The organism is Kamptonema animale CS-326 (assembly GCF_028330895.1).
Lineage (GTDB): Bacteria > Cyanobacteriota > Cyanobacteriia > Cyanobacteriales > Microcoleaceae > Kamptonema > Kamptonema formosum.
Genome location: NZ_JAQMUA010000371.1, coordinates 1 through 18,673 on the forward strand (window position 1 = coordinate 1; position 18,673 = coordinate 18,673).

Annotated in this window: 19 protein-coding genes; 4 read left to right on the top strand and 15 right to left on the bottom strand. The window is 44.3% G+C overall.

What is annotated here, in order from left to right:
* Nucleotides 1-275: 275 nt before the first annotated feature.
* Nucleotides 276-755 carry a thioredoxin-dependent thiol peroxidase gene (gene bcp, locus PN499_RS21545; RefSeq protein ID WP_272034474.1) on the bottom strand — a complete coding sequence of 160 codons (480 nt, stop codon included), beginning with the start codon at nucleotides 753-755 and terminating at the stop codon, nucleotides 276-278.
* 259 nt (nucleotides 756-1,014) lie between these two features.
* On the opposite strand from bcp, the gene PN499_RS21550 reads away from it, so the two are divergent.
* Nucleotides 1,015-1,182 carry a hypothetical protein gene (locus PN499_RS21550; protein ID WP_007357310.1) on the top strand — a complete coding sequence of 56 codons (168 nt, stop codon included), beginning with the start codon at nucleotides 1,015-1,017 and terminating at the stop codon, nucleotides 1,180-1,182.
* Here the strand turns inward: PN499_RS21550 and argH are convergent.
* The 6 genes from argH to PN499_RS21580 all read right to left on the bottom strand — a co-directional run bounded on the left by argH (nucleotide 1,179) and on the right by PN499_RS21580 (nucleotide 8,124).
* The gene (gene argH, locus PN499_RS21555) at nucleotides 1,179-2,567 is read right to left on the bottom strand and encodes an argininosuccinate lyase (RefSeq protein WP_272034476.1); all 1,389 of its coding nucleotides are present in this window, start codon (nucleotides 2,565-2,567) and stop codon (nucleotides 1,179-1,181) included. The two genes, PN499_RS21550 and argH, sit on opposite strands and share 4 nt — an antisense overlap.
* 104 nt (nucleotides 2,568-2,671) lie before the next feature.
* Complete coding sequence (locus PN499_RS21560; RefSeq protein ID WP_272034478.1) at nucleotides 2,672-2,911, bottom strand: hypothetical protein; 240 nt, start codon at nucleotides 2,909-2,911, stop codon at nucleotides 2,672-2,674.
* Nucleotides 2,901-4,394, bottom strand: coding sequence for a PP2C family protein-serine/threonine phosphatase (locus PN499_RS21565; protein ID WP_272034480.1), 1,494 nt, complete (start codon nucleotides 4,392-4,394; stop codon nucleotides 2,901-2,903). Before PN499_RS21565 ends, PN499_RS21560 begins: the two co-directional genes overlap by 11 nt.
* Nucleotides 4,395-4,536: 142 nt before the next feature.
* Nucleotides 4,537-6,402, bottom strand: a complete 1,866-nt coding sequence (ftsY, locus tag PN499_RS21570; RefSeq protein ID WP_272034482.1) for a signal recognition particle-docking protein FtsY — start codon at nucleotides 6,400-6,402, stop codon at nucleotides 4,537-4,539.
* Between the two features lie 112 nt (nucleotides 6,403-6,514).
* Complete coding sequence (gene nusB / locus PN499_RS21575; protein ID WP_272034484.1) at nucleotides 6,515-7,147, bottom strand: transcription antitermination factor NusB; 633 nt, start codon at nucleotides 7,145-7,147, stop codon at nucleotides 6,515-6,517.
* Nucleotides 7,148-7,401: 254 nt separating this feature from the next.
* Nucleotides 7,402-8,124, bottom strand: a complete 723-nt coding sequence (locus PN499_RS21580) for a DUF502 domain-containing protein (RefSeq protein WP_272034488.1) — start codon at nucleotides 8,122-8,124, stop codon at nucleotides 7,402-7,404.
* Between the two features lie 474 nt (nucleotides 8,125-8,598).
* Between PN499_RS21580 and ald the strand changes: the two genes are divergently transcribed.
* Nucleotides 8,599-9,687, top strand: coding sequence for an alanine dehydrogenase (ald, locus tag PN499_RS21585; RefSeq protein ID WP_272034490.1), 1,089 nt, complete (start codon nucleotides 8,599-8,601; stop codon nucleotides 9,685-9,687).
* 213 nt (nucleotides 9,688-9,900) lie between these two features.
* On the opposite strand, the gene PN499_RS21590 is transcribed toward ald, so the two are convergent.
* Complete coding sequence (locus PN499_RS21590) at nucleotides 9,901-10,503, bottom strand: hypothetical protein (protein WP_272034492.1); 603 nt, start codon at nucleotides 10,501-10,503, stop codon at nucleotides 9,901-9,903.
* Between the two features lie 462 nt (nucleotides 10,504-10,965).
* On the bottom strand, nucleotides 10,966-12,318 hold the full coding sequence (locus PN499_RS21595) for a sensor histidine kinase (protein WP_272034493.1): 1,353 nt from the start codon (nucleotides 12,316-12,318) through the stop codon (nucleotides 10,966-10,968).
* 336 nt (nucleotides 12,319-12,654) lie between these two features.
* On the opposite strand from PN499_RS21595, the gene PN499_RS21600 reads away from it, so the two are divergent.
* Nucleotides 12,655-13,029, top strand: a complete 375-nt coding sequence (locus PN499_RS21600) for a tetratricopeptide repeat protein (RefSeq protein ID WP_272034495.1) — start codon at nucleotides 12,655-12,657, stop codon at nucleotides 13,027-13,029.
* 18 nt (nucleotides 13,030-13,047) lie between these two features.
* Here PN499_RS21600 and proB read toward each other — a convergent pair whose 3' ends face one another.
* The 6 genes from proB to PN499_RS21630 form a co-directional block, all read right to left on the bottom strand.
* A complete protein-coding gene (gene proB / locus PN499_RS21605) occupies nucleotides 13,048-14,157 on the bottom strand; it encodes a glutamate 5-kinase (protein WP_272034496.1) in 1,110 nt (369 codons plus the stop codon).
* A 48-nt stretch (nucleotides 14,158-14,205) separates the two neighbouring features.
* Complete coding sequence (locus tag PN499_RS21610) at nucleotides 14,206-14,907, bottom strand: hypothetical protein (protein WP_272034498.1); 702 nt, start codon at nucleotides 14,905-14,907, stop codon at nucleotides 14,206-14,208.
* On the bottom strand, nucleotides 14,904-15,800 hold the full coding sequence (locus PN499_RS21615; RefSeq protein ID WP_272034499.1) for a hypothetical protein: 897 nt from the start codon (nucleotides 15,798-15,800) through the stop codon (nucleotides 14,904-14,906). Before PN499_RS21615 ends, PN499_RS21610 begins: the two co-directional genes overlap by 4 nt.
* A 39-nt stretch (nucleotides 15,801-15,839) precedes the next feature.
* Nucleotides 15,840-16,361 carry a YqeG family HAD IIIA-type phosphatase gene (locus tag PN499_RS21620; RefSeq protein WP_272034500.1) on the bottom strand — a complete coding sequence of 174 codons (522 nt, stop codon included), beginning with the start codon at nucleotides 16,359-16,361 and terminating at the stop codon, nucleotides 15,840-15,842.
* 77 nt (nucleotides 16,362-16,438) lie between these two features.
* Entirely contained in the window at nucleotides 16,439-17,563 is a 1,125-nt protein-coding gene (mltG, locus tag PN499_RS21625; protein WP_272034502.1) for an endolytic transglycosylase MltG, read from the bottom strand.
* A gap of 168 nt (nucleotides 17,564-17,731) precedes the next feature.
* The gene (locus tag PN499_RS21630) at nucleotides 17,732-18,307 is read right to left on the bottom strand and encodes a DUF3727 domain-containing protein (RefSeq protein ID WP_007357457.1); all 576 of its coding nucleotides are present in this window, start codon (nucleotides 18,305-18,307) and stop codon (nucleotides 17,732-17,734) included.
* Here PN499_RS21630 and PN499_RS21635 point away from each other — a divergent pair.
* Entirely contained in the window at nucleotides 18,298-18,600 is a 303-nt protein-coding gene (locus PN499_RS21635) for a hypothetical protein (protein WP_272034505.1), read from the top strand. The genes PN499_RS21630 and PN499_RS21635 overlap by 10 nt on opposite strands.
* Nucleotides 18,601-18,673 lie beyond the last annotated feature (73 nt).

Below are 18,673 nucleotides of genomic sequence, written 5' to 3' on the forward strand. Positions count from 1 at the left end.
GGAAGAAGGAAGAAGGAAGAGGGAAGAAGGAAGAAGGAAGAGGGAAGAAGGAAGAAGGAAGAAGATTTTTTGAGATTGAATTACAACTATCGAAACTTGATGATTATAGAACTTAGGCACCCTTACAGTATGGCCGCCAACGGGTACAGAAAAGAAACTATCAAGATGGCGGTGTTAGGGATAGTTTTGCGTAAACTCTAGTTTAATTTATGTACCATTCGTTAAATTTAAGATTCTAATTCCTTCCATTTAGCTTTTGAGTCTTAATCCACCAGTCACGACTCAGGACTTAAGAGTGCTAAAAAGTCGGCTAAAACTTCCTCTGCATGGGATTCTGGTTTGACTTTGCGGTAGATTTTTTCAATCCTACCATCTGGAGCGATCGCATAAGTCATCCGGGTGATGCCCACATATTCTTTGCCCATAAATTTCTTGAGCCCATAGCAACCGTAAGCGGTAGCGACTTTACCACCCTCATCGCACAGCAAGGGAAAAGGTAGTTGATATTTGTTCACAAATTTGGTGTGGGATTTGGCATCGTCAGTGCTGACACCGAATACAGCGATATTCCGAGACTGGAACTCGGAGTAAATATCGCGGAAGCCGCAAGCTTCTTTGGTGCAGCCGGGAGTGTTATCGCGAGGGTAAAAATACAACACAATTCGCATTCCTCGCAAATTTGCGAGGCTGATTTGGTTGCCTTCAGCGTCGGGTAAGCTGAAGTCAGGAGCTAAATCTCCAGGGTTAAGGGTCATCTGTTAATTTTGTCAAGAGGGCAATTGGTTTTTCGCGGCTGCGTGGAGCCTGCTATGATCTATTTGTGAAGTATCTGTAAACAAACTAGCTTAACGCGGGATACCGCGTTCTAGTAAAGTAATAATTCACGCAATTGTGGGGGTAACTACTCGATATCTGAGTAGCTCTAATGCCCACAGGTGGCAGAATGAGTCTCGGAGAGGCTCGGCGGCTGCTTAAAAATATGCAGCCGTTTTGTTGTTTATTATTGAGGTCAGCATGGCTAAACGCCGCAATCTAAAGAAAGAGAAAGCCCTACGGAATCAAGCTTACGCACGCAAGTTTCGCAAACGTAAAACTACGCCTTTTTACTCTGGCGGCAGAGGCGGCCAGCGGTCGTCTGATGGCGGGAGGCAACAAAACGACATGGCGGCTGCTGAAACCTAATGGCCAAGGCGCTCGTGGGCTTCGGCAATTGCTTTCCTGACTTGCTCGAATCCGGTTCCGCCGTAACTATTACGAGCTGCAACTACTTGCCGGGGAGCGATCGCATCGTATATATCTGACTCGAACTGAGGGTGCAACGCTTTCCACTCCTCAATGCTTAAATCTTTGAGGAGTTTGCCCCCCACGATGCAGGTTTTGACAACTTTGCCTACGAGGTTGTACGCTTCCCGGAAAGGTACGCCCCGCGCTGCTAGATAGTCTGCTACGTCTGTGGCGTTGGAAAAGTCTTCCGCCACAGCAGCGGCTAGGCGATCGCCATTAAATACAATTCCTTCGCTCATCAGTACCGCCATTGCTTCTAAGCAAGCTTTGACGGTTTTTACGCTATCAAACAAGGCTTCTTTATCGTCTTGCAAATCTTTGTTGTAGGCCAAGGGTAAACCTTTCATTAGCACTAGCATACCTTGCAAGTGACCAAAGACGCGCCCGGTTTTTCCCCGCACCAGTTCGGGCACATCGGGATTTTTCTTTTGGGGCATGATGCTGGAACCCGTAGCACAGCTATCTTTGAGCGTGATAAATCCAAATTCCTGAGTTGACCAAAGGATGATTTCTTCTGCTAAACGACTCAGATGTACCATGATCAAGCTAGCCGCTGCCAGAAATTCGATCGCAAAGTCGCGATCGCTCACTCCATCCAAGCTATTAGCATAAACTCCTTCAAATTGCAAGAGTTCCGCCGTAAAATGTCGGTCAATGGGAAAAGTAGTTCCTGCCAGCGCCCCGGAACCCAAAGGCGAAATATTCACCCTCTTACTCACATCACCCAGACGTTCCCAATCCCGGTCTGCCATTTCAAAGTAAGCTAACAGATGATGAGCTAAACTCAAAGGCTGAGCGCGTTGTAGGTGAGTGTAACCAGGAATCAAGGTTTCTACATTCTGCTCAGCGATGCTGAGTAAAACATATTGAAATTCCCTCAATTGGTGACGAATTTTGGCAATTTCTGCCCGGAGGTAAAGGCGGGTATCAGTACCCACTTGGTCATTGCGCGATCGCGCCGTGTGCAACTTTTTGCCCACATCCCCAGTAATTTCCGTTAGTCGCTTTTCGACAGCAAAGTGGACATCTTCCGCCTCAACTCCCGGCTTAAAAAAGCCTTGCTGATATTCCAGGCGAATCTGTTCCAAACCAGCAACCAGTTGTTCGCCTTCCGCCGCAGAAATTATCCCAGTTTTAGCCAACATTGTTGCATGAGCTACAGAACCAGTGATGTCATATTCGATCAGTTCAATGTCAAAACTAATACTGGCATTGAAACGTGCGATCGCAGGGTGCAACGCCGATTCAAACCTTTGGCTCCAAGTTTTAGGGTCAGTTGTCATAGGTGTCAAGTATTAAGTCTCAAGTGTCCTACATTGCCGATTGCATTAGAATACTTGAACTCTGCCATTAACTGTTAACTGTTAACTGTTAACTGTTAACAAATCTAAGGCATAATACCCTTAATGAACCATCCCACAAAGAGGCCAATTACAAAAGCCGCAGCTTGACCACTTGAAAGGAAGTTACTCCAGGCTTTCTGGATATCACCAAAAATGTCATAGGTTTGACCTAACAACACTGTCCCATCAAAAAGCGAATTCCAAAGTAACAAAAGTAGACTATCATTCGCATCAGTTAGGCTGACAAAATGGTTAGCAATTTCCGGCACGGTATTAAGAATCATTGGTATTTTCCCCTGAAGCAGAAAGTTTTACTCGCATTACAACAAGCGTCATGTCATCCCCATTGCGGTTGCCCAGGCCAATAAACTGTTGAACTCGGTCAAACAGGTAATCCAAAATAGCCTGAGAATCTTGATAATTATGACAAGCCCACTGAAAAGCCGCACTTAAGTTTTCCTCATCAAATCGGTCGCCCCTTTGGTTAGCAGCATCAGTAAAACCATCAGTGTAATAAATAATAGTATCTCCCGGAGATAATTGCACTTGCGCCTCAAAATAGTGCGAATCTGCATCCAAACCGATCAGCATTCCTAAAGTATCTAGCCGTTTAAGAGAATTTGTTGCCGACTGCCAGAGCAAAGGTGGGTTGTGAGCCGCATTACTGTAAGATAGAATCCGCGTTTTAGGATCATATTCAGAATAAAACAAAGTCACAAATCGGTGCGAATTGTCCAAATCTGCGTACATCACCCGGTTTAAATGTTGGAGAATTCTAGAAGGCGAGTGGCGGTTTAAAACTTCAGCTCGTAGCATCCCCCGCGTCATCGTCATAATTAAACCCGCAGGTACGCCTTTCCCCATGACATCGCCAATGACAATACTCCAGCGGCCTTTTTCAATTTTAGATTTGAGATTTTGTAGCAGGGATGAAGAATGTTCTCCTTCCTGGGATTTCAAAAGCGGGTCATGGTCAGCGGGAATAAAATCATAGTAATCTCCCCCAACTCGACTAGCAGTTTCGCAACGAGCGGCCACATCAACGCCGGGAATTTTCGGGCATTGTCGAGGAAGCAACCGCAGTTGAATTTCGGCTCCAATTTCTAATTCTCTGTCTAAACGTTCTTTTTCTTGTAACTTAACAGTAAGTTCGTCATTTGCGATCGCAACTGCTGTTTGATCGGCTACTAATCTGACTAATTTCTGCCGACTTGGAGTCCAAACATATTCGGGATCGTGGCTAAAAACATAGAGGCGACCGCGTTCGGAATTCTTTACCAGAATAGGAGCGCCAAACAAGTGAACGTCCTCGCCCAAATAGCGGCTTACCTGATCGTCAAGACTTGCAGTGGAAGTTTGCAGAAAAGTTTCAGGAAAAGCATCTAAAGGGGTTCCCATCTCAGCCACAACTTCGCGAGTTGCTATCTCCAGAGCTTTCCGCATATCTTGACACTGGCGACCTTCCTGACAGTGCAACTGCTGGAACCTAACTTGACCATTTGGCTTAAAAAGTACCAGAGCTCCACCATCAGCATCAGTAACGCGAGTGGCGACTAAAGGAATTAACTCTAAGAATTGATTGAGATTGTTAAAACTACGAAGGGCAAATCCCAAGGAACTCAACATATCTTGAATATTATGCTGTTCCCGATGCAGTCGCGCCACCAGTTCTTTAAGTGCGAAAACTGGCGTTACTTCTGAAGGATTACGACCGGGAGAGCGGTCAGCCGGTTGAGGTGATGGTCTTGGCAAAGGCACAGCAGTCATCGGGTTGGGATTTATTAGTAACAGGCTTATTTGAACTTGGGATTAATTGCTAATTGCTAATTGCTAATTGCTAATTGCTAATTGCTAATTGCCATTAACTTTAGCTATTAACAGTTAACAGTTAACCGTTAACAGTTAACAGTTAACCACTCAGTAGCGCTTCTACAAACTCATAACTAGAAAAAGGGCGGAGGTCTTCGATGCTTTCCCCGACACCAATAAACCGGATTGGTAGACCTAGCTGCTGTACTACAGCCAGTGCCACACCACCTTTAGCAGTTCCATCGAGTTTTGTCAAGACTACTCCACTAAGTTGTGCTGCCTCTGAGAAAACTTCAGCCTGTCGCAAACCATTTTGCCCCAAGGTTGCATCCAAAACTAATAGAGATTCTACGACAGCACCGGGAGCTTTTTTGTCTATAATGCGACGGATTTTGCTAAGCTCGTCCATCAAATTTTTCTTGTTTTGGAGGCGACCGGCGGTGTCAACAATTAAGAGTTCTGTATTTCGTGATTGAGCAGCGGCGATCGCATCAAATACTACAGCAGCGGGGTCAGTATTTTTCCCAGGATTGGCAATCACTTCTACATCGCTACGAGCTCCCCAAACCTTCACTTGCTCTACTGCTGCGGCCCGAAAAGTATCAGCCGCCGCTATTAAGGTTCGGTAGTCTGATTTCTGGGCAAGGTGGGCTATTTTTCCAATAGTTGTAGTTTTACCAGCGCCATTAACGCCAACAACTAACCAGATATTGAAGGTATCTTTTTCTGGCGCAAAAGTCCGGCTTGCAACATGATTCCTAGAGGCGCTTTCTTGGTAAGGAGAATCGAGGAGCTCGCGTAAAAGTTTTTTGAGATAAGCGATCGCTTCTTCTGGGGGTAATACTTCCTCTCGCAGTTTTTGCTGCAAAGCATTGACAATAATATCTGTAGCCTCAACTCCTACATCTGCTTGCAATAACAGCGACTCAATTTCGATCACCGCATCTTGATTGAGGGGGCCTTGACCAACTATGGCTTTAAGCTGGTTAATCAAACTACGGCGAGTTCTCTCTAACCCTTGCCGCAATTTTTGTAGCCAAGTAATTTCTTCAAAAGAAATTTGATCGGGACGGCGACCTTGAGAAGCTAAAATTTCTGCTGACCACACGAAACCCTCATCGAAATCAACGGGAAATTCTTCATCAATAACTGTCGAAGGTTCGGCTGCTGTTGAATTAATAGCAGCAATAATTTCTTCTGGTTCTTCGATTGCTGTTTCTTTTAATCGTTCGATCCGCGCTTCTCGTTCAGCTTGGGCCCTTGCCCAAAATGGTAAGGGGTCGGCAGTCGTTGTTTCTGAGAGTGGGGTTTCTGATGCAGAAATTGTTGCCTCGCCTGGAGTTTCTGGCGAAATTGCTAGCGGTGGTGCAGAGGTTTCTGCTTCTATTTCTGGTGTTTTTGCTGTTGTTACTTCTTCTACTGGATGAATTAATTCTGTTTGTTCAGCAGGTGTTTCCGCTGTAGAAATCTCTAAAGTTTGTGTAGCAATTTCTAGTTCAGAAATAGATTCAGTAATTTCTGGTGGTGTAACTTCTGGTGTGGCTGGTTCCTCAATTTGGGGAGTCTCAGCAACAGTTTCAGTAATTTCTGGCGGCGTAACTTCTGGTGTGACTGATTCCTCAATTTGGGGAGTCTCAGCAACAGGTTCAGTGATTTCTGGCGATGTGATTTCAGGTGTGGCTGATTCCTCTACCTGCGAAACCTCCGCAGCGGTTTCTACCTCAAGTGGTTCCGTGACTGCTGGGGGCGAGACTTCTGCGGTTTCAGCCAGGCCTTTTTGCTGCTGAATATTTTTATAGGCGGCTTTAGCCCAACTTAGGTAGTCTTCAGCAACGGCTTCAGGCTGTTCTTCCTCTGGGGGCGTTGATTCCGTAGAATCAGTTTCCGGTTCAGCAGATTTAGCCTCCTCGTTTTGGGAGTCGTCGGGGCGATCGCTATACTGGCGGCGAAACCAATTAAAAACCATAGTGAAAGGGGGAATGATGAGGGATAAAATATAAAGACACGCTTTACACTTCACACTTTACCCTTATCATTACCAATTACCAATTCCTAATTACCGATCGCCTCAAGCTATTCTAAGCTAAGCTCGATTCTGGCTTAATTTTCTCCACAGCCCGCCGCAGCACTCCATTAATGAACCGGTATCCCTCATCACCGCTATAGCGTTTAGCCAATTCTATAGCTTCGTTAATCCCTACCTGTTCGGGAAGGTCGAGAAACATGATTTCAGCCACAGCGATCCGCATGATATCTCTGTCAATTCGAGGTAAGCGATCTATTTGCCAATCTACCAGCGCCGCACTCAGCAATTCATCAATTGCAGGGCGGTTAGCGCTTACTGTACCCAGGATCTTTAAGGCATAGATGCGAACATCCTCTTGGTTGGCTAGATGGATTGTTTCTGGCAATTCTAGGGCTATACCTAAGCGATTAATGGCCGCTTGGGTCAGTTCTATGGCTTCGTGTACCATTGTCCTCGCAGTTTGCAAGTCAGGGGCACGGATTTCGCTCGCCAGGAGGCGATCGCTACCCCGTTGCACTTCGGCGGCGGCTGTTTCGATCGCATCTTGGACTTCCCCCGCCAGGGTGCGGACAGCCGCTAATACCACATCTTGTAATTGTTGCGCTTCTAAGCGTTCTGGATTTGCGGGTAGTTGGCTGATACCAAGAAGTGCCACTTCACGCGCCGTTTCGCGGGCTTTTTTCATATTAGTTAGTGGTTAGTTGTTAGTGGTTAGTGGTTAGTTGTTGGTTGTTGGTTGTTAGTAAAACAGGACTTACGCACCCTTACGGTGTTACCAAATCTGGCTTAATATCCTCTTTAATTCTTTAAGTCCGCGTAGGCGGACTTTGTTTGTGTAGACGCGATTTCAATCGCCGAGAAATAAACCATCACCAAAGTTTTGAGTACAGTTAACAGTTAACCGTTAACAGTTAACCGTTAACCGTTAACAGTTAACCGTTAACAATCTTCTTCTACAGGAACAGGTTGTAACCTACTTTCAGAAAGTAAGGGTTCTAGCTTTTTGCCTGGGATATTTGCTAATGGTACAGGAATAGAGACAGTAGGATTAACAATACCGCCAGATATTATTACCTTAAAAGCATCTTCAACAGACATAGAGAGAGTAATCACTTCAGTTTCTGGGACGATCGCGTACCAGCCAGTAGTAGGATTGGGCGTAGTAGGGACGAAAATACTGATCATAGTGCCTTGTAGGTGAGACTCAATCTCGGCGCTTACCGTATTCGTGACAAAACCCAAGGCCCAAATCCCTCGTCGAGGATACTCTACTAAGATCACGCGGCGAAATTTATCATTAGACTTGAGGAGAGTTTCTAGAAGCTGCTTGAGGGTTTTGTAAACCGAACCGGCTAGAGGTATCGCCTGTAATAGCCTTTCACCAAAATCTAGCAGCCATCGCCCCGCAATGTTGCGAGCCATCAAACCGATTAGTAAGATGCTCAGCAGGGGGACAGCAAGACCTACCAAGAAATTCAGTAGATTTACTAAGATCGGGTGGAGTCCGTCAAAAGGATTGATCTGGTTGGGAACTTTGGTAAGAAAATTAATGACCCAACTAGCAATAGTAATCGTCAGCCAAATTGTGGTAGCTAAGGGGATCACTACCAACAGACCTGCAATCAGGTCATTTTTTAAGTCCTGCTTGAAGCGTTGGAACATGGTAGTCTACTGTCCTTAATAACTGGCTCAGGGAACAAGTCAAATGTGAGAGGGTTTAGACTAGGCTGGTTTTGAGGATAGTAGCTGTTTTATTGTCTGCTATCCGGCAAGATTGCGCCTTGGTCTCAGGGAAGAGTTCGCGAGCGCGCATCCTCTATATACCTGCTTGAGGTTTTCCTGACAATCAAGCACAGGGATTGGGTGAATCCGTAAGCTCTGATTCTAAGAATTATGCCAGTCAAATGTATATTTTAAGACAATTTTAATTAGGAGGTGACTTCTAACCTCTGAAGACATATATGATTAGGACTAAAGCCCCGGACAATCAGTAGGGTGCGTAACTAAGCCCAAACTCTGAGCCTATCAATCTCTAAAAAAAGCCTAACGCACCCACAAGTTGATTTAACTGTGACAGTTGCGTAAATCTATATAAGTTAGAGTCGATCGCGGCACTGCTAACAGTCGAGGTATCAGATGGAAATTGGTGTTCCCAAGGAAATCAAGGATCAGGAGTTTCGTGTCGGGCTCAGTCCCATGAGCGTTCGGGTATGTTCCGATCGCGGCCATGCAGTCTTTGTGGAAAGTGGTGCTGGTATTGGTGCTGGTTTTACAGATGCCGACTATATTCAAGCTGGGGCGAAGATTGTATCAAACTCTCAGGATGCCTGGAATCGAGAATTGGTGGTTAAGGTGAAAGAACCTTTACCTCTGGAATACCCGCTGATGCAAAAAGGGCAGTTGCTCTTTACATACTTGCATTTGGCGGCGCATCGGCAGCTAACTGAATATTTAATCGCTTCGGGAGTGCAGGCGATCGCTTACGAAACTGTCGAACTCCCAGAGCAAAAATTGCCCCTCTTGACCCCGATGAGTATCATTGCAGGCCGCTTGTCTGTGCAGTTCGGAGCTCGGTTTCTCGAACGCCAGCAAGGGGGGCGAGGCGTGCTTTTAGGGGGTGTCCCTGGAGTTAAACCGGGTAAAGTTGTAATTCTTGGTGGCGGTATCGTCGGTACGGAAGCCGCTAGAATTGCCGTAGGTTTGGGCGCTCAGGTACAGATTTTAGATGTAAATGTAGAGCGTTTGGCTTATCTGGAGACTATCTTCGGTTCTAGAGTGGAATACCTCTACAGCAGTTCATCTCAAATTGAGGCTGTTGTTCCTGATGCAGATTTGCTCATTGGTGCGGTGTTAGTTTTAGGCCGCCGAGCTCCGATTTTAGTATCTCGCTCTTTGGTCAGCAAGATGCACCCTGGTTCGGTGATTGTCGATGTGGCTGTTGACCAAGGGGGTTGTGTGGAAACTCTGCGAGCGACTTCTCACACTAATCCTACTTACATTGAGGAAGGTGTTGTCCATTATGGTGTCCCGAATATGCCGGGGGCTGTTCCTTGGACGGCTACTCAAGCACTGAATAATAGCACTTTGCCTTACGTTGTCCAACTTGCCGATCGCGGTATTAAAGCTCTGGAAGGTAACTCTGCTTTAGCAAAGGGTTTGAATGTTCAGAATGGTCGTTTGGTGCATCCTGCGGTGCGGGAGGTGTTTCCTGATTTGGCAGATTAGGTTTGAAAAAAGATCGCGATCGGGACTTACGCACCCAACCAAAGAAACCGGGTTTTTTTACGAAAATACTTCGCCCTTACTCACAGAAGATCTCAAAAACCCGGTTTCTGGAACCCGGTTTCTGGGACGACCTGCGTAAGTCCTAATCATAATTTAGTCGTGTCTGAAAACGACTTTAGCTATTAGTCAGGGGTTTTAACCCCTGACAGGTTCTTAGTTTAAAAATACGCCGCCTTCTGCTTGAACGTTCAGCGATTTTGTATCAACGCTTAAATCAGTTGTGGCGCTAAAACTTACTTGCAAGAATCCGGGTGTAGCGGTTGCTTGAGGACGTACCATTAATAATCCCCCATCTTCGCGCTGGTAAGTGATAGTGACGGGAGTTTTCAGGCCTTTTAGCTGAATTTCTGACTGTTCCCCCAGGGTTCGCGGTTGCGTGTCCCCCACTACTTGATAACTAATTAAAGCGTTGGTAGTATTCACCAGTTTGATTGTGACTACGCCTTCTGAGGGTTCTACTTTGGCGCTAGGTAGGGGGAATCGCGCAGGGGCCGCCATTGTCTGCGCGGGTGTCTGCGCGGGTGTCTGCGGGGTGGCCTGTGGTGCGGCTGGGGTGGCATTGGGTTGGGTGGTTGCAGGTTGGGCCTTTGCTGGTTCCTGACTGGCGGGTTCTGTGGTAGCAGGCGCGGCTGCCGGTTTCCCTTGAGGCGGAGGCCCACCTGCGAAGGCAATTGTACTTAGACTGACAAGCAGGCTAGCACTGAGGACTCCTAGCCAACTGAGGTTTATTTTGAGTGGGTTATTGTGTGAAATCATCAATATATCTCCTATAATCTGCGATGAAAGTTATGAGCCTAATCGTTATACAGTGTGAGGTATTGCCAGCGTGTTTTACTAGAACAAAGGTTTTTGTTGCTGAATGTGAGTTTAACGAAAATGGTTACAACCATGATTCTTTCGTTGAACAGCCTCGAAATGACATAGGCTAAATCAATGCTTTTAGCCGTCATCGAACTCAGATTGCTTGGCAACATCCGCTTGGATCGTAAAACTTGCACTTTTTAGAGCATCAATAGGAAGTCAACTCAAACATTAGAGCATGAAAGTATCAAAATTACCTCCTTTCTCTGGTAAGATATTTTACTCTTGCTCTGCAAGTTTTAGTTGCGATCGCCCCCTAGAAAATTAAAAATTAAAAATTAAAAATTAAAAATTGAATATCAGAAAATTGTATACTAGAAAATTGTTTTATTAGTTTGGTAATGATGCCAATCTTTTTTAACGGGATTCTTCGGCTCTGTATGCAGGTAAGATAACTGTAACGATCGTACCTCTGTTGAGTTCGCTTTCGATGCGAATGTCACCGTGATGATTTTTTACAATTCCTTGAGCGATCGCTAATCCCAATCCTGACCCCGCAGCGGTACGATGAGTACGAGCTGGATCTGCACGATAGAAGCGATCGAACAAATGAGGTATCGCTTCTGGTGGAATCCCAATACCAGTATCTTTAATTTTAACCTGTAAAGCCCTGTTGAGAGCTGAGGGCTTTTTGCCTTTGGCTGGAAGCTGCAATTCAACGTCAACTTTACCGCCAGAGGGGGTGTAATGCAGTGCGTTACTGATAAGATTTGTGAACAAACGAGCTAATTGATCCCAGTCACCACAGAGCGTAAAATTATCCTCATCCAGATCTACTATTTCCAGCGAGAGGTTGATACCTGCTGCGATCGCGATCGCCTTTTGTTCTGCGATCGCCTCCATTAACAAAGCATCTAAGGGAACTGGAAGCAATTGCGGCTGTACTATACCACTATCTTGTCTAGCTAAGAATAGCAAATCATCAACCAATTTTCCCAACCTGCGAGTCAGCCTTTCTATAAGTAGTAGCTGTTGTTGTTGTTGAGGTTCGATATCTGGTTCTGCTAAAGCTACTTGCACATTAGTTTGAATAGTTGCGATCGGATTTCTCAGTTCGTGAGAAGCATCAGCAGTAAATTGTTTAAGATGTTGATAAGACTCTCGCACCGGTTCCATCGCCAACCCCGATAATAACCAGCCAATAGCAGCAACAGAGATCACCATTAAACCAGTACCCAGGCTTAAATCTAGCATCAATTGACGAATAGGTTTAGTAACTTCAAACCAGGGATGGCTAACCCGCAAATATCCTAACACTTGGCGACCAACTTCTACGCGGTCTGTCACCTGTCTGAGGATGTAAGATGAATCCTTTGTTTTTTTATAAACTGTCTCACCAGTATGGTTAGGATTGAGGCGAATATCCAGAGGTTCGGCGAGAGTAGACCAGAGTAATTCGCCTGTAGGACTAAACCATTCTAGATCGATATGGTCGTCTTCTACGTCAGCATCATTGTCTCGAAAGCTATCAAAAACATTAACTTGAAATTGACCCTTGAGAACTACAGGAGACATTGCGGGGGGAGTTTCTACGGGTTCGATAACAAGGGATCTTTCTACTACTTCTACTACGTGGTTGAGGGTGTCGTCGATGCGTTCAATTAAGGTGGTACGAACGTAGATATAGAAACCTGTAGCAAATAGTAGTAAAAGGACGGCGGTAACGGCGGTATACCAAATAGCGAGGCGACGACGAGTAGCTTGAAACATAACACCTGGTAATTGGTAATTGGTAATTGGTAATTGGTAATGGCTAATGGCTAATTGGTAATTGCTAATTGGTAATTGCTAATTGGTAATTGGTAATGGCTAATTGGTAATTGCTAATTGCTAATTGCTAATTACCCATCTCCCCCTCTCTTCCTCTCTTCCTCTCTTCCTCTTCCTCTTTCCCTCTTTCCCTAGCCCCTAGCGCCTAGCCCCTTCTTTATAAGTCCTTTGCAAATAACTCACCTAAAAGGGTGAGTTCAAGATACCTAATTGGGATGAAGCAGTACCGCTATTTTTAAGATTATTCTATAAAGAAGAGCATTTAGGAGAAAAGCCATGAAAGCTTTTTACAAAACTATAGGATTCTTAAGCATAGCCCTGACTGTTGCTCTCGCTGCACCGACTGTCTCGCTAGCGGAAGAACCTCTCTCACGTCCGTCTGACTCCATAATTGTAGCCGATGATTTTGTGGATTTAGCCGCAAATGCTATGGAAGTTAAAGACTACCGCAATGCGCTTTATCAGGCAAATAAAGCTATTGACTTAAATCCCAACCAACCTGAAGCTTATTTTCTGCGGGGTCAAGCTAAACTACAATTAGGTGAACGAGAAGGCGCGATCGCAGATTTGGAACAAGCAGCCTCACAATACTTAAAACAAAATAACAGAGCTGGATATCAAGCTGCTCAAAACATCTTGTCTGATGTCTAAGTGAGTAAAACTACTTACTTAGGTAATAACCAATTTATCTCGATGTACGACAGTTTCAGCACCAGCATAGCCCAAAATATGGGCAATTTTCTCAGAATGGTAGCCCTGGATTTGGCGGAGTTCAAAACTGCTATAATTAACAAGTCCTCTGGCAACTTCTTTACCTTGAGCATCGCATAATTGTACTGCATCCTCACTTTGAAACTCTCCTTCAATTTGAGTAATACCAGCAGCTAAAAGCGATTTACCAGCCTGAGAAATTGCCTTGACAGCACCTGCATCTAGGTAAAGCTTACCAGCAGGCAGGAGAACATTTGCAATCCAATGTTTCCGAGCATTAACTGGTCGAGGCTGAGGTTCAAACTGAGTACCGATTACCTCTCCTTTGAGAATTTTCTCAATATTGCGGGGAAAACGTCCTTGGGTAATGACAGTGCGGACTCCCGAAGCAGTAGCAATTCTAGCCGCCTCAATTTTTGTTACCATTCCTCCAGTTCCCCAACCGCTTTTTGAGTTTCCCGTTTGCACTTGAAGTGTTGCTAACTGTTCCATATTTTCTACCAAACTAATTGGTTGAGCATTAGGATTGCTGCGAGGATCGGCTGAGTAAAGGCGGTCTACATCTGTTAGTAGAAATAGCCAATCTGCCTCTACTAAACTAGCTACCAAAGCTGAAAGGTTGTCGTTGTCACCAAACTTAAGTTCATCTGTGGCAACGGTGTCATTTTCATTTACTATGGGAATGACACCTAACTTTAGCAATTGTTGAAAAGTATTATAAACATTGACATAACTATGGCGTTGTACTAAGTCACTTCGAGTTAATAAAACTTGTGCGATCGCCTGTTGTAGTGTTGTAAATAAGTCATCATAAACCCGCATCAGTCGCCCTTGACCAACTGCTGCAACAGCTTGTTTTAGGGCAATATTGCGAGGGCGATCCGTCAGTCCTAAACGAGCACAACCAACTCCTACAGCCCCAGAGGAAACTAAAACAACTCTATGACCTTGATGGCGTAAACTAGCCACAGTTTCAACTAAACTAGCAATAGTTGAAAGGGCCAAATGTCCTGTTTCTGGCTGAGTGAGACTAGAAGTACCAATTTTAATAACAATAGTTTGAGGCATAAATAATTGCTATCTGTTGCAATAAATCTTGAAGTTTAATTAAAATTTTCATACAGAAGCTTTCATAAGTTGAGAACGACGCTCTTTTACAATCTCAGGAATATATCTGTTTTTGTCCTCTTGTCCTTTAAATCCTAGACGCTCATAAATCATTCCCCCAATACCAGGAATTACTTCTCCTTCTTGAGTGCGTTCGTCATCCTCAGCAAAGTATAAAAATTCAAATTTATCGTAAATATCCTTTTCAAATTCATTTATTAGTTTTTCTTGAGATTTGTGATACATGACAGGAGCCACGATAAAAATTGTATCTGGCGTAATTTTTTGAATTAGGTTGATTAGGTTCGTTTTTACTACACAAGCTCCTGAAATAATAGATTTAATAACTATTAAATAATTAACATTACTTTCTGTTGGTTCTTGATATTTTTTGATAATTGGTGCGACTTTTAAATCTTCTATTTCAAAGGGCGAAAATCTTTGATTCCAAAAGCAAGCAAAAGCAACTAAATCCAGATGATTTTCTAGTTGATTTAATACTCCTCTCGCTAAAAAATCCGCATCTTCAACTGTAGAGGCAAGATAAACACTTTTCTCTTTATCTATTTTTGTGAGAAGAGCATTACCCAAACTCATTCCCAGCTTGGTCATGGTTTCTTGATATAGTGGAGCCTCGATACTTTTGTCCGTTAAGGTATTAAGTAAAGAGCGAATACGATTGTTAACAAGGGATGAGTATTTTCGGGTCATATTAAAAACACCTCTAGCTGCTCAAAGGAAGTAGGGTTATTTTTCTTAATCAGTTCTTGAAACTGCCTAAATTGGTCAGTGTCAATACTGTAGGGCAATGTCCCCTCTTCCAGTCCATCTCTATAGCTCCAATGCAGGAAACCTTTAGTCAGATTATACGAGAAATTGTCTATATTGCTTAAAATATTTTCTACTTGGGGGTCAAGTTGCCGCTCCTGGCTGAAAGAACAAATATAAGAGGGGGTTGACTTCTGAGCTTTCTTGAGGATGTCCATGAGAGAAATGCCAGATTTATCACTGCATAGCCACGCGCCTAGTAGTACCGTTACGACACACTCTATCTTGTCTGGGGCGGGGTTTTCAAAAGCTGATAAATACTCTATTGCTTCGCGAAAAGCTGGTTCTTGTTCGATAATTTTTACTAACTTGGGTTCGGGTGGAAAGTAAATAACTTGGCTGTATGATTTAATCTTGTTAGGGATGTTTTGATTAAGCGCTGCACATAAGTTCTGAACAGAAACAACTAGGTAAAGATTTGAATTTTTAGAATTGGCTAGATTTAACTCTTGTTGCTTTTTAAAATCATCAGCTATAGATTTGAGTCCCTTGCCCCAAGTTATACTTGTACCGCTTTTTAACTGGTAGTGATAGAAAATGTTGCTGTCAGCAAATTCAATGAGTAAATCATCAACAAAGGCAGGAACTTGAGTATAAAATTTTATCAATTCGTTTTCTTCGATCGCCCTTTTTGATAATAATGCTAGTTGATAGACAGTGAAATTAGTTTCATAGTCACTTCCTTTCTGATTATTTGTACCTCCTTGATTTTTATTTTTTAAATAATCAAGAGCTTCATCCCCAAAAAGTTGTTTAATTTGTTCTTCTTTGTACATTGTCTCCTTTAACTATTATATTTTATTTTTAATGATAGCTTAACTTTTAATTGTCAAAGATGCCCCTAAAGCTTGAGAAACCCATACCTCAAAAGAACGCATAGGATATTTTCGTACTGCCTCACCAATATTAACCATTGGTTCCACTAGAATAGTAAACATACCCAAACGATTCCCTGCCAAAACATCAGTAAAAAGGCGATCGCCCACCATTGCCACCTGTTCCACTGGCAAATTCATCGCTTCCACTGCCCGTCTCAACTTGCGGCGGGAAGGCTTAACAGCCCCGGTAATATAAGGCAAATTCAAAGACTCAGCAATACGACCAATTCGAGGCTGACTCACGTTGTTGCTGACCAACCAAATAGTTACTGTTGGTTTAATTTCTTCTACCCAGCCTAACAGTTCCGCAGAAGCGTTAGCTGCCCTCATGGGTACGAGAGTTTCATCTACATCTAAAACTAATCCCTTGAGTTGATTTTGGTGAAGGATATCAGGAGTGAGATGCACTACTGAATTGCCGAGAACTAAGTCAGGCTCTAAAAGTTTGCCCCAAGACATAAATAATTGCTAATTGCTAATTGCTAATTGCTAATTGCTAATTGTTTTTCTACTATTAGCTCTTACCTATTAGCGATTTATTGAGATTTGCGCTGCTGCTTATCCACTTGAGCGATCGCTGCTTCGTGTTCAGCCGCCGTTTTGCTGAAAATGTGAGTGCCGTCATAGCGAGCCATGAAATACAGAAATTCTGTATCTTCAGGATAAAGAGCTGCCTCTAAACTCGCTATTCCTGGAGCCGCTATTGGTGTTGGCGGTAAACCGGGGTTGATATAGGTATTGTAAGGAGATGGAGTTTCCACCTGCTTAAAAGTGAGAGGCTTTTCGCGAGTTTGGCGGATGCCCAAGGCGTACTCAACTGTCGGATCTGCCCCTAAATTCATTCCCTGTTGCAGGCGTTTACTAAATACGCCAGCAATACGTTTGCGTTCAGAGGCAATTACAGCTTCTTTTTCCACAATACTCGCTAGAGTCACCCAATCTTTCAATTCCAGCTTAGTTTGCTTTTGATCTTTTTGATATAGGGGGAGAGCTACTTGCTCAAAACGGCTGAGCATTTGTTTAACCACTGCTTCGGCATTAACGCGATCGCCCTCTATTTGGTAAGTATCTGGATATAAAAACCCTTCCAAATGAGGCAACCCACTTGGCAACCAAGGATAATAGCCATAAGGAACTTGACTCGCCGCCGTCAGGAAGTCTTTAGCTGGGAAAAAGCCTTGGGCCTCAAAATAACTCGCCATATCCTGCAAAGACCAACCCTCTGGAATAGTGAAGCTTAACTGCATCACCTCTCCCTTCCAGATTTTGTCAGCGATCGCTGTCAACGGCACAGTCGGCGACAATTCATAAGTCCCAGCCTTAAAACCGCCCTCACGGTTTTGCAGACTCAACCATCGCGCCCACAAATTCCAGCCCGTAGCAGAACGGATCAGTCCCGCTGCCTCTAAATCTTTGCCAATCTGTTGGCTGGAAGTACCAGGAGGAATGGCGATCGAAACAGCAGCTTGCTGAGGTTCCCCATTTGAGCCTGCTGTTTTTGCTGGGGAACTAACCCAACTCCACCAAGCCCAGCCCTGCCAAGCAAAAAAGCCCCAGGTTGCAGGCAGCAAGATTAGATAAAACAGCACCTTAGAAAAATTCTGAGTACGTTTTTTCGTCCTGTTTCGCTCGTTGCCTTTTGTCTGTGATTCTGTATTCATTGTCAATTGTTGAAATCAATTGTCGAGGTCAATTGTCAAGATTTCTTGGCACTTAACTAATGGCAGGAAGACTAAGGGGAGAAAAATCCTAAATTAAATAATTGCCGATTTTAGATATTTGAGTCCGTCTAAAATCTCAAATCTAAAATCGGCTGGCGCGTGCTTGCTCTATTCCAGTTCATCAAAGAATTGGTCTTCCAGCATCGGCAATAGGGGTTCTAACTTTTCAAACTCTTCTGCTGAGAGCAGTTCCGGTTTGCCTGCTTCATTCATCCGCGCCAAGATAAAGAACGGGTCAAGGGGCGTGTAGATAGCATACTCCTGTTCTTCGTGATAGAAGCTAGCTAGCCACATAAGTTCCTCGAAATCCGATTCATCTTCGCTTTCGGAATCTTCTGGCGCATCCTCTTCGGAAAATTCTGGCAACTCTCCGACAACAGTCAGCGTTACAGCCGTCCGCAGGAGCTTTAAGTTATGCTCCTGTAGGACGGCTTCGGCAGTGTCAAAAATTAGAGAAATTTCGGCCTCGTCTTCTACGGGGATAGCTGCCTCATCCGCGTCGTCTCCTTGCCAAGTAAAAATTTCTACTGGCGAGTCAACGGGAAGCAGCAGGACGTATTCTTGGCCCTCTACGTCCATAGAATGCTCAATGCTGCAAGTCAGCGATCGCCCTGCTTCATCAGTCAGGGTGACGGAATCTTCGTCGGAATGTCCATTCCGTTTGGAGGATGGGGATGAGAACATTGCGTATATGTTGTTTGCACTCCACAGTACGCAAAGGTACTGGGAAATTTTCTCGCTTTTGGCAACAGCTCGGAAACGACCTGCGAACCTTTCTTTGCACAATCAGGATATCACGTAGCGGTTGGCAAGATGGAACGATGGGCAGATGGGGAGATGGGGAAGTGGGGAGCGGGGGAGATGGAGCGGAAGAATTAATATCATGTTTAGCAAATTATTTACGATTTTGTCATTGCGAGCCAAGCTCGATCGCAGTTGCGAGGCACGAAGCAATAGTCAAGCAAACTAAGCCCTAAGCAATCGCAACATAAATGCGATTGCGAGCGAAGCTCGCAATGACGATTATTTAACCGATATGAAATTATCTCC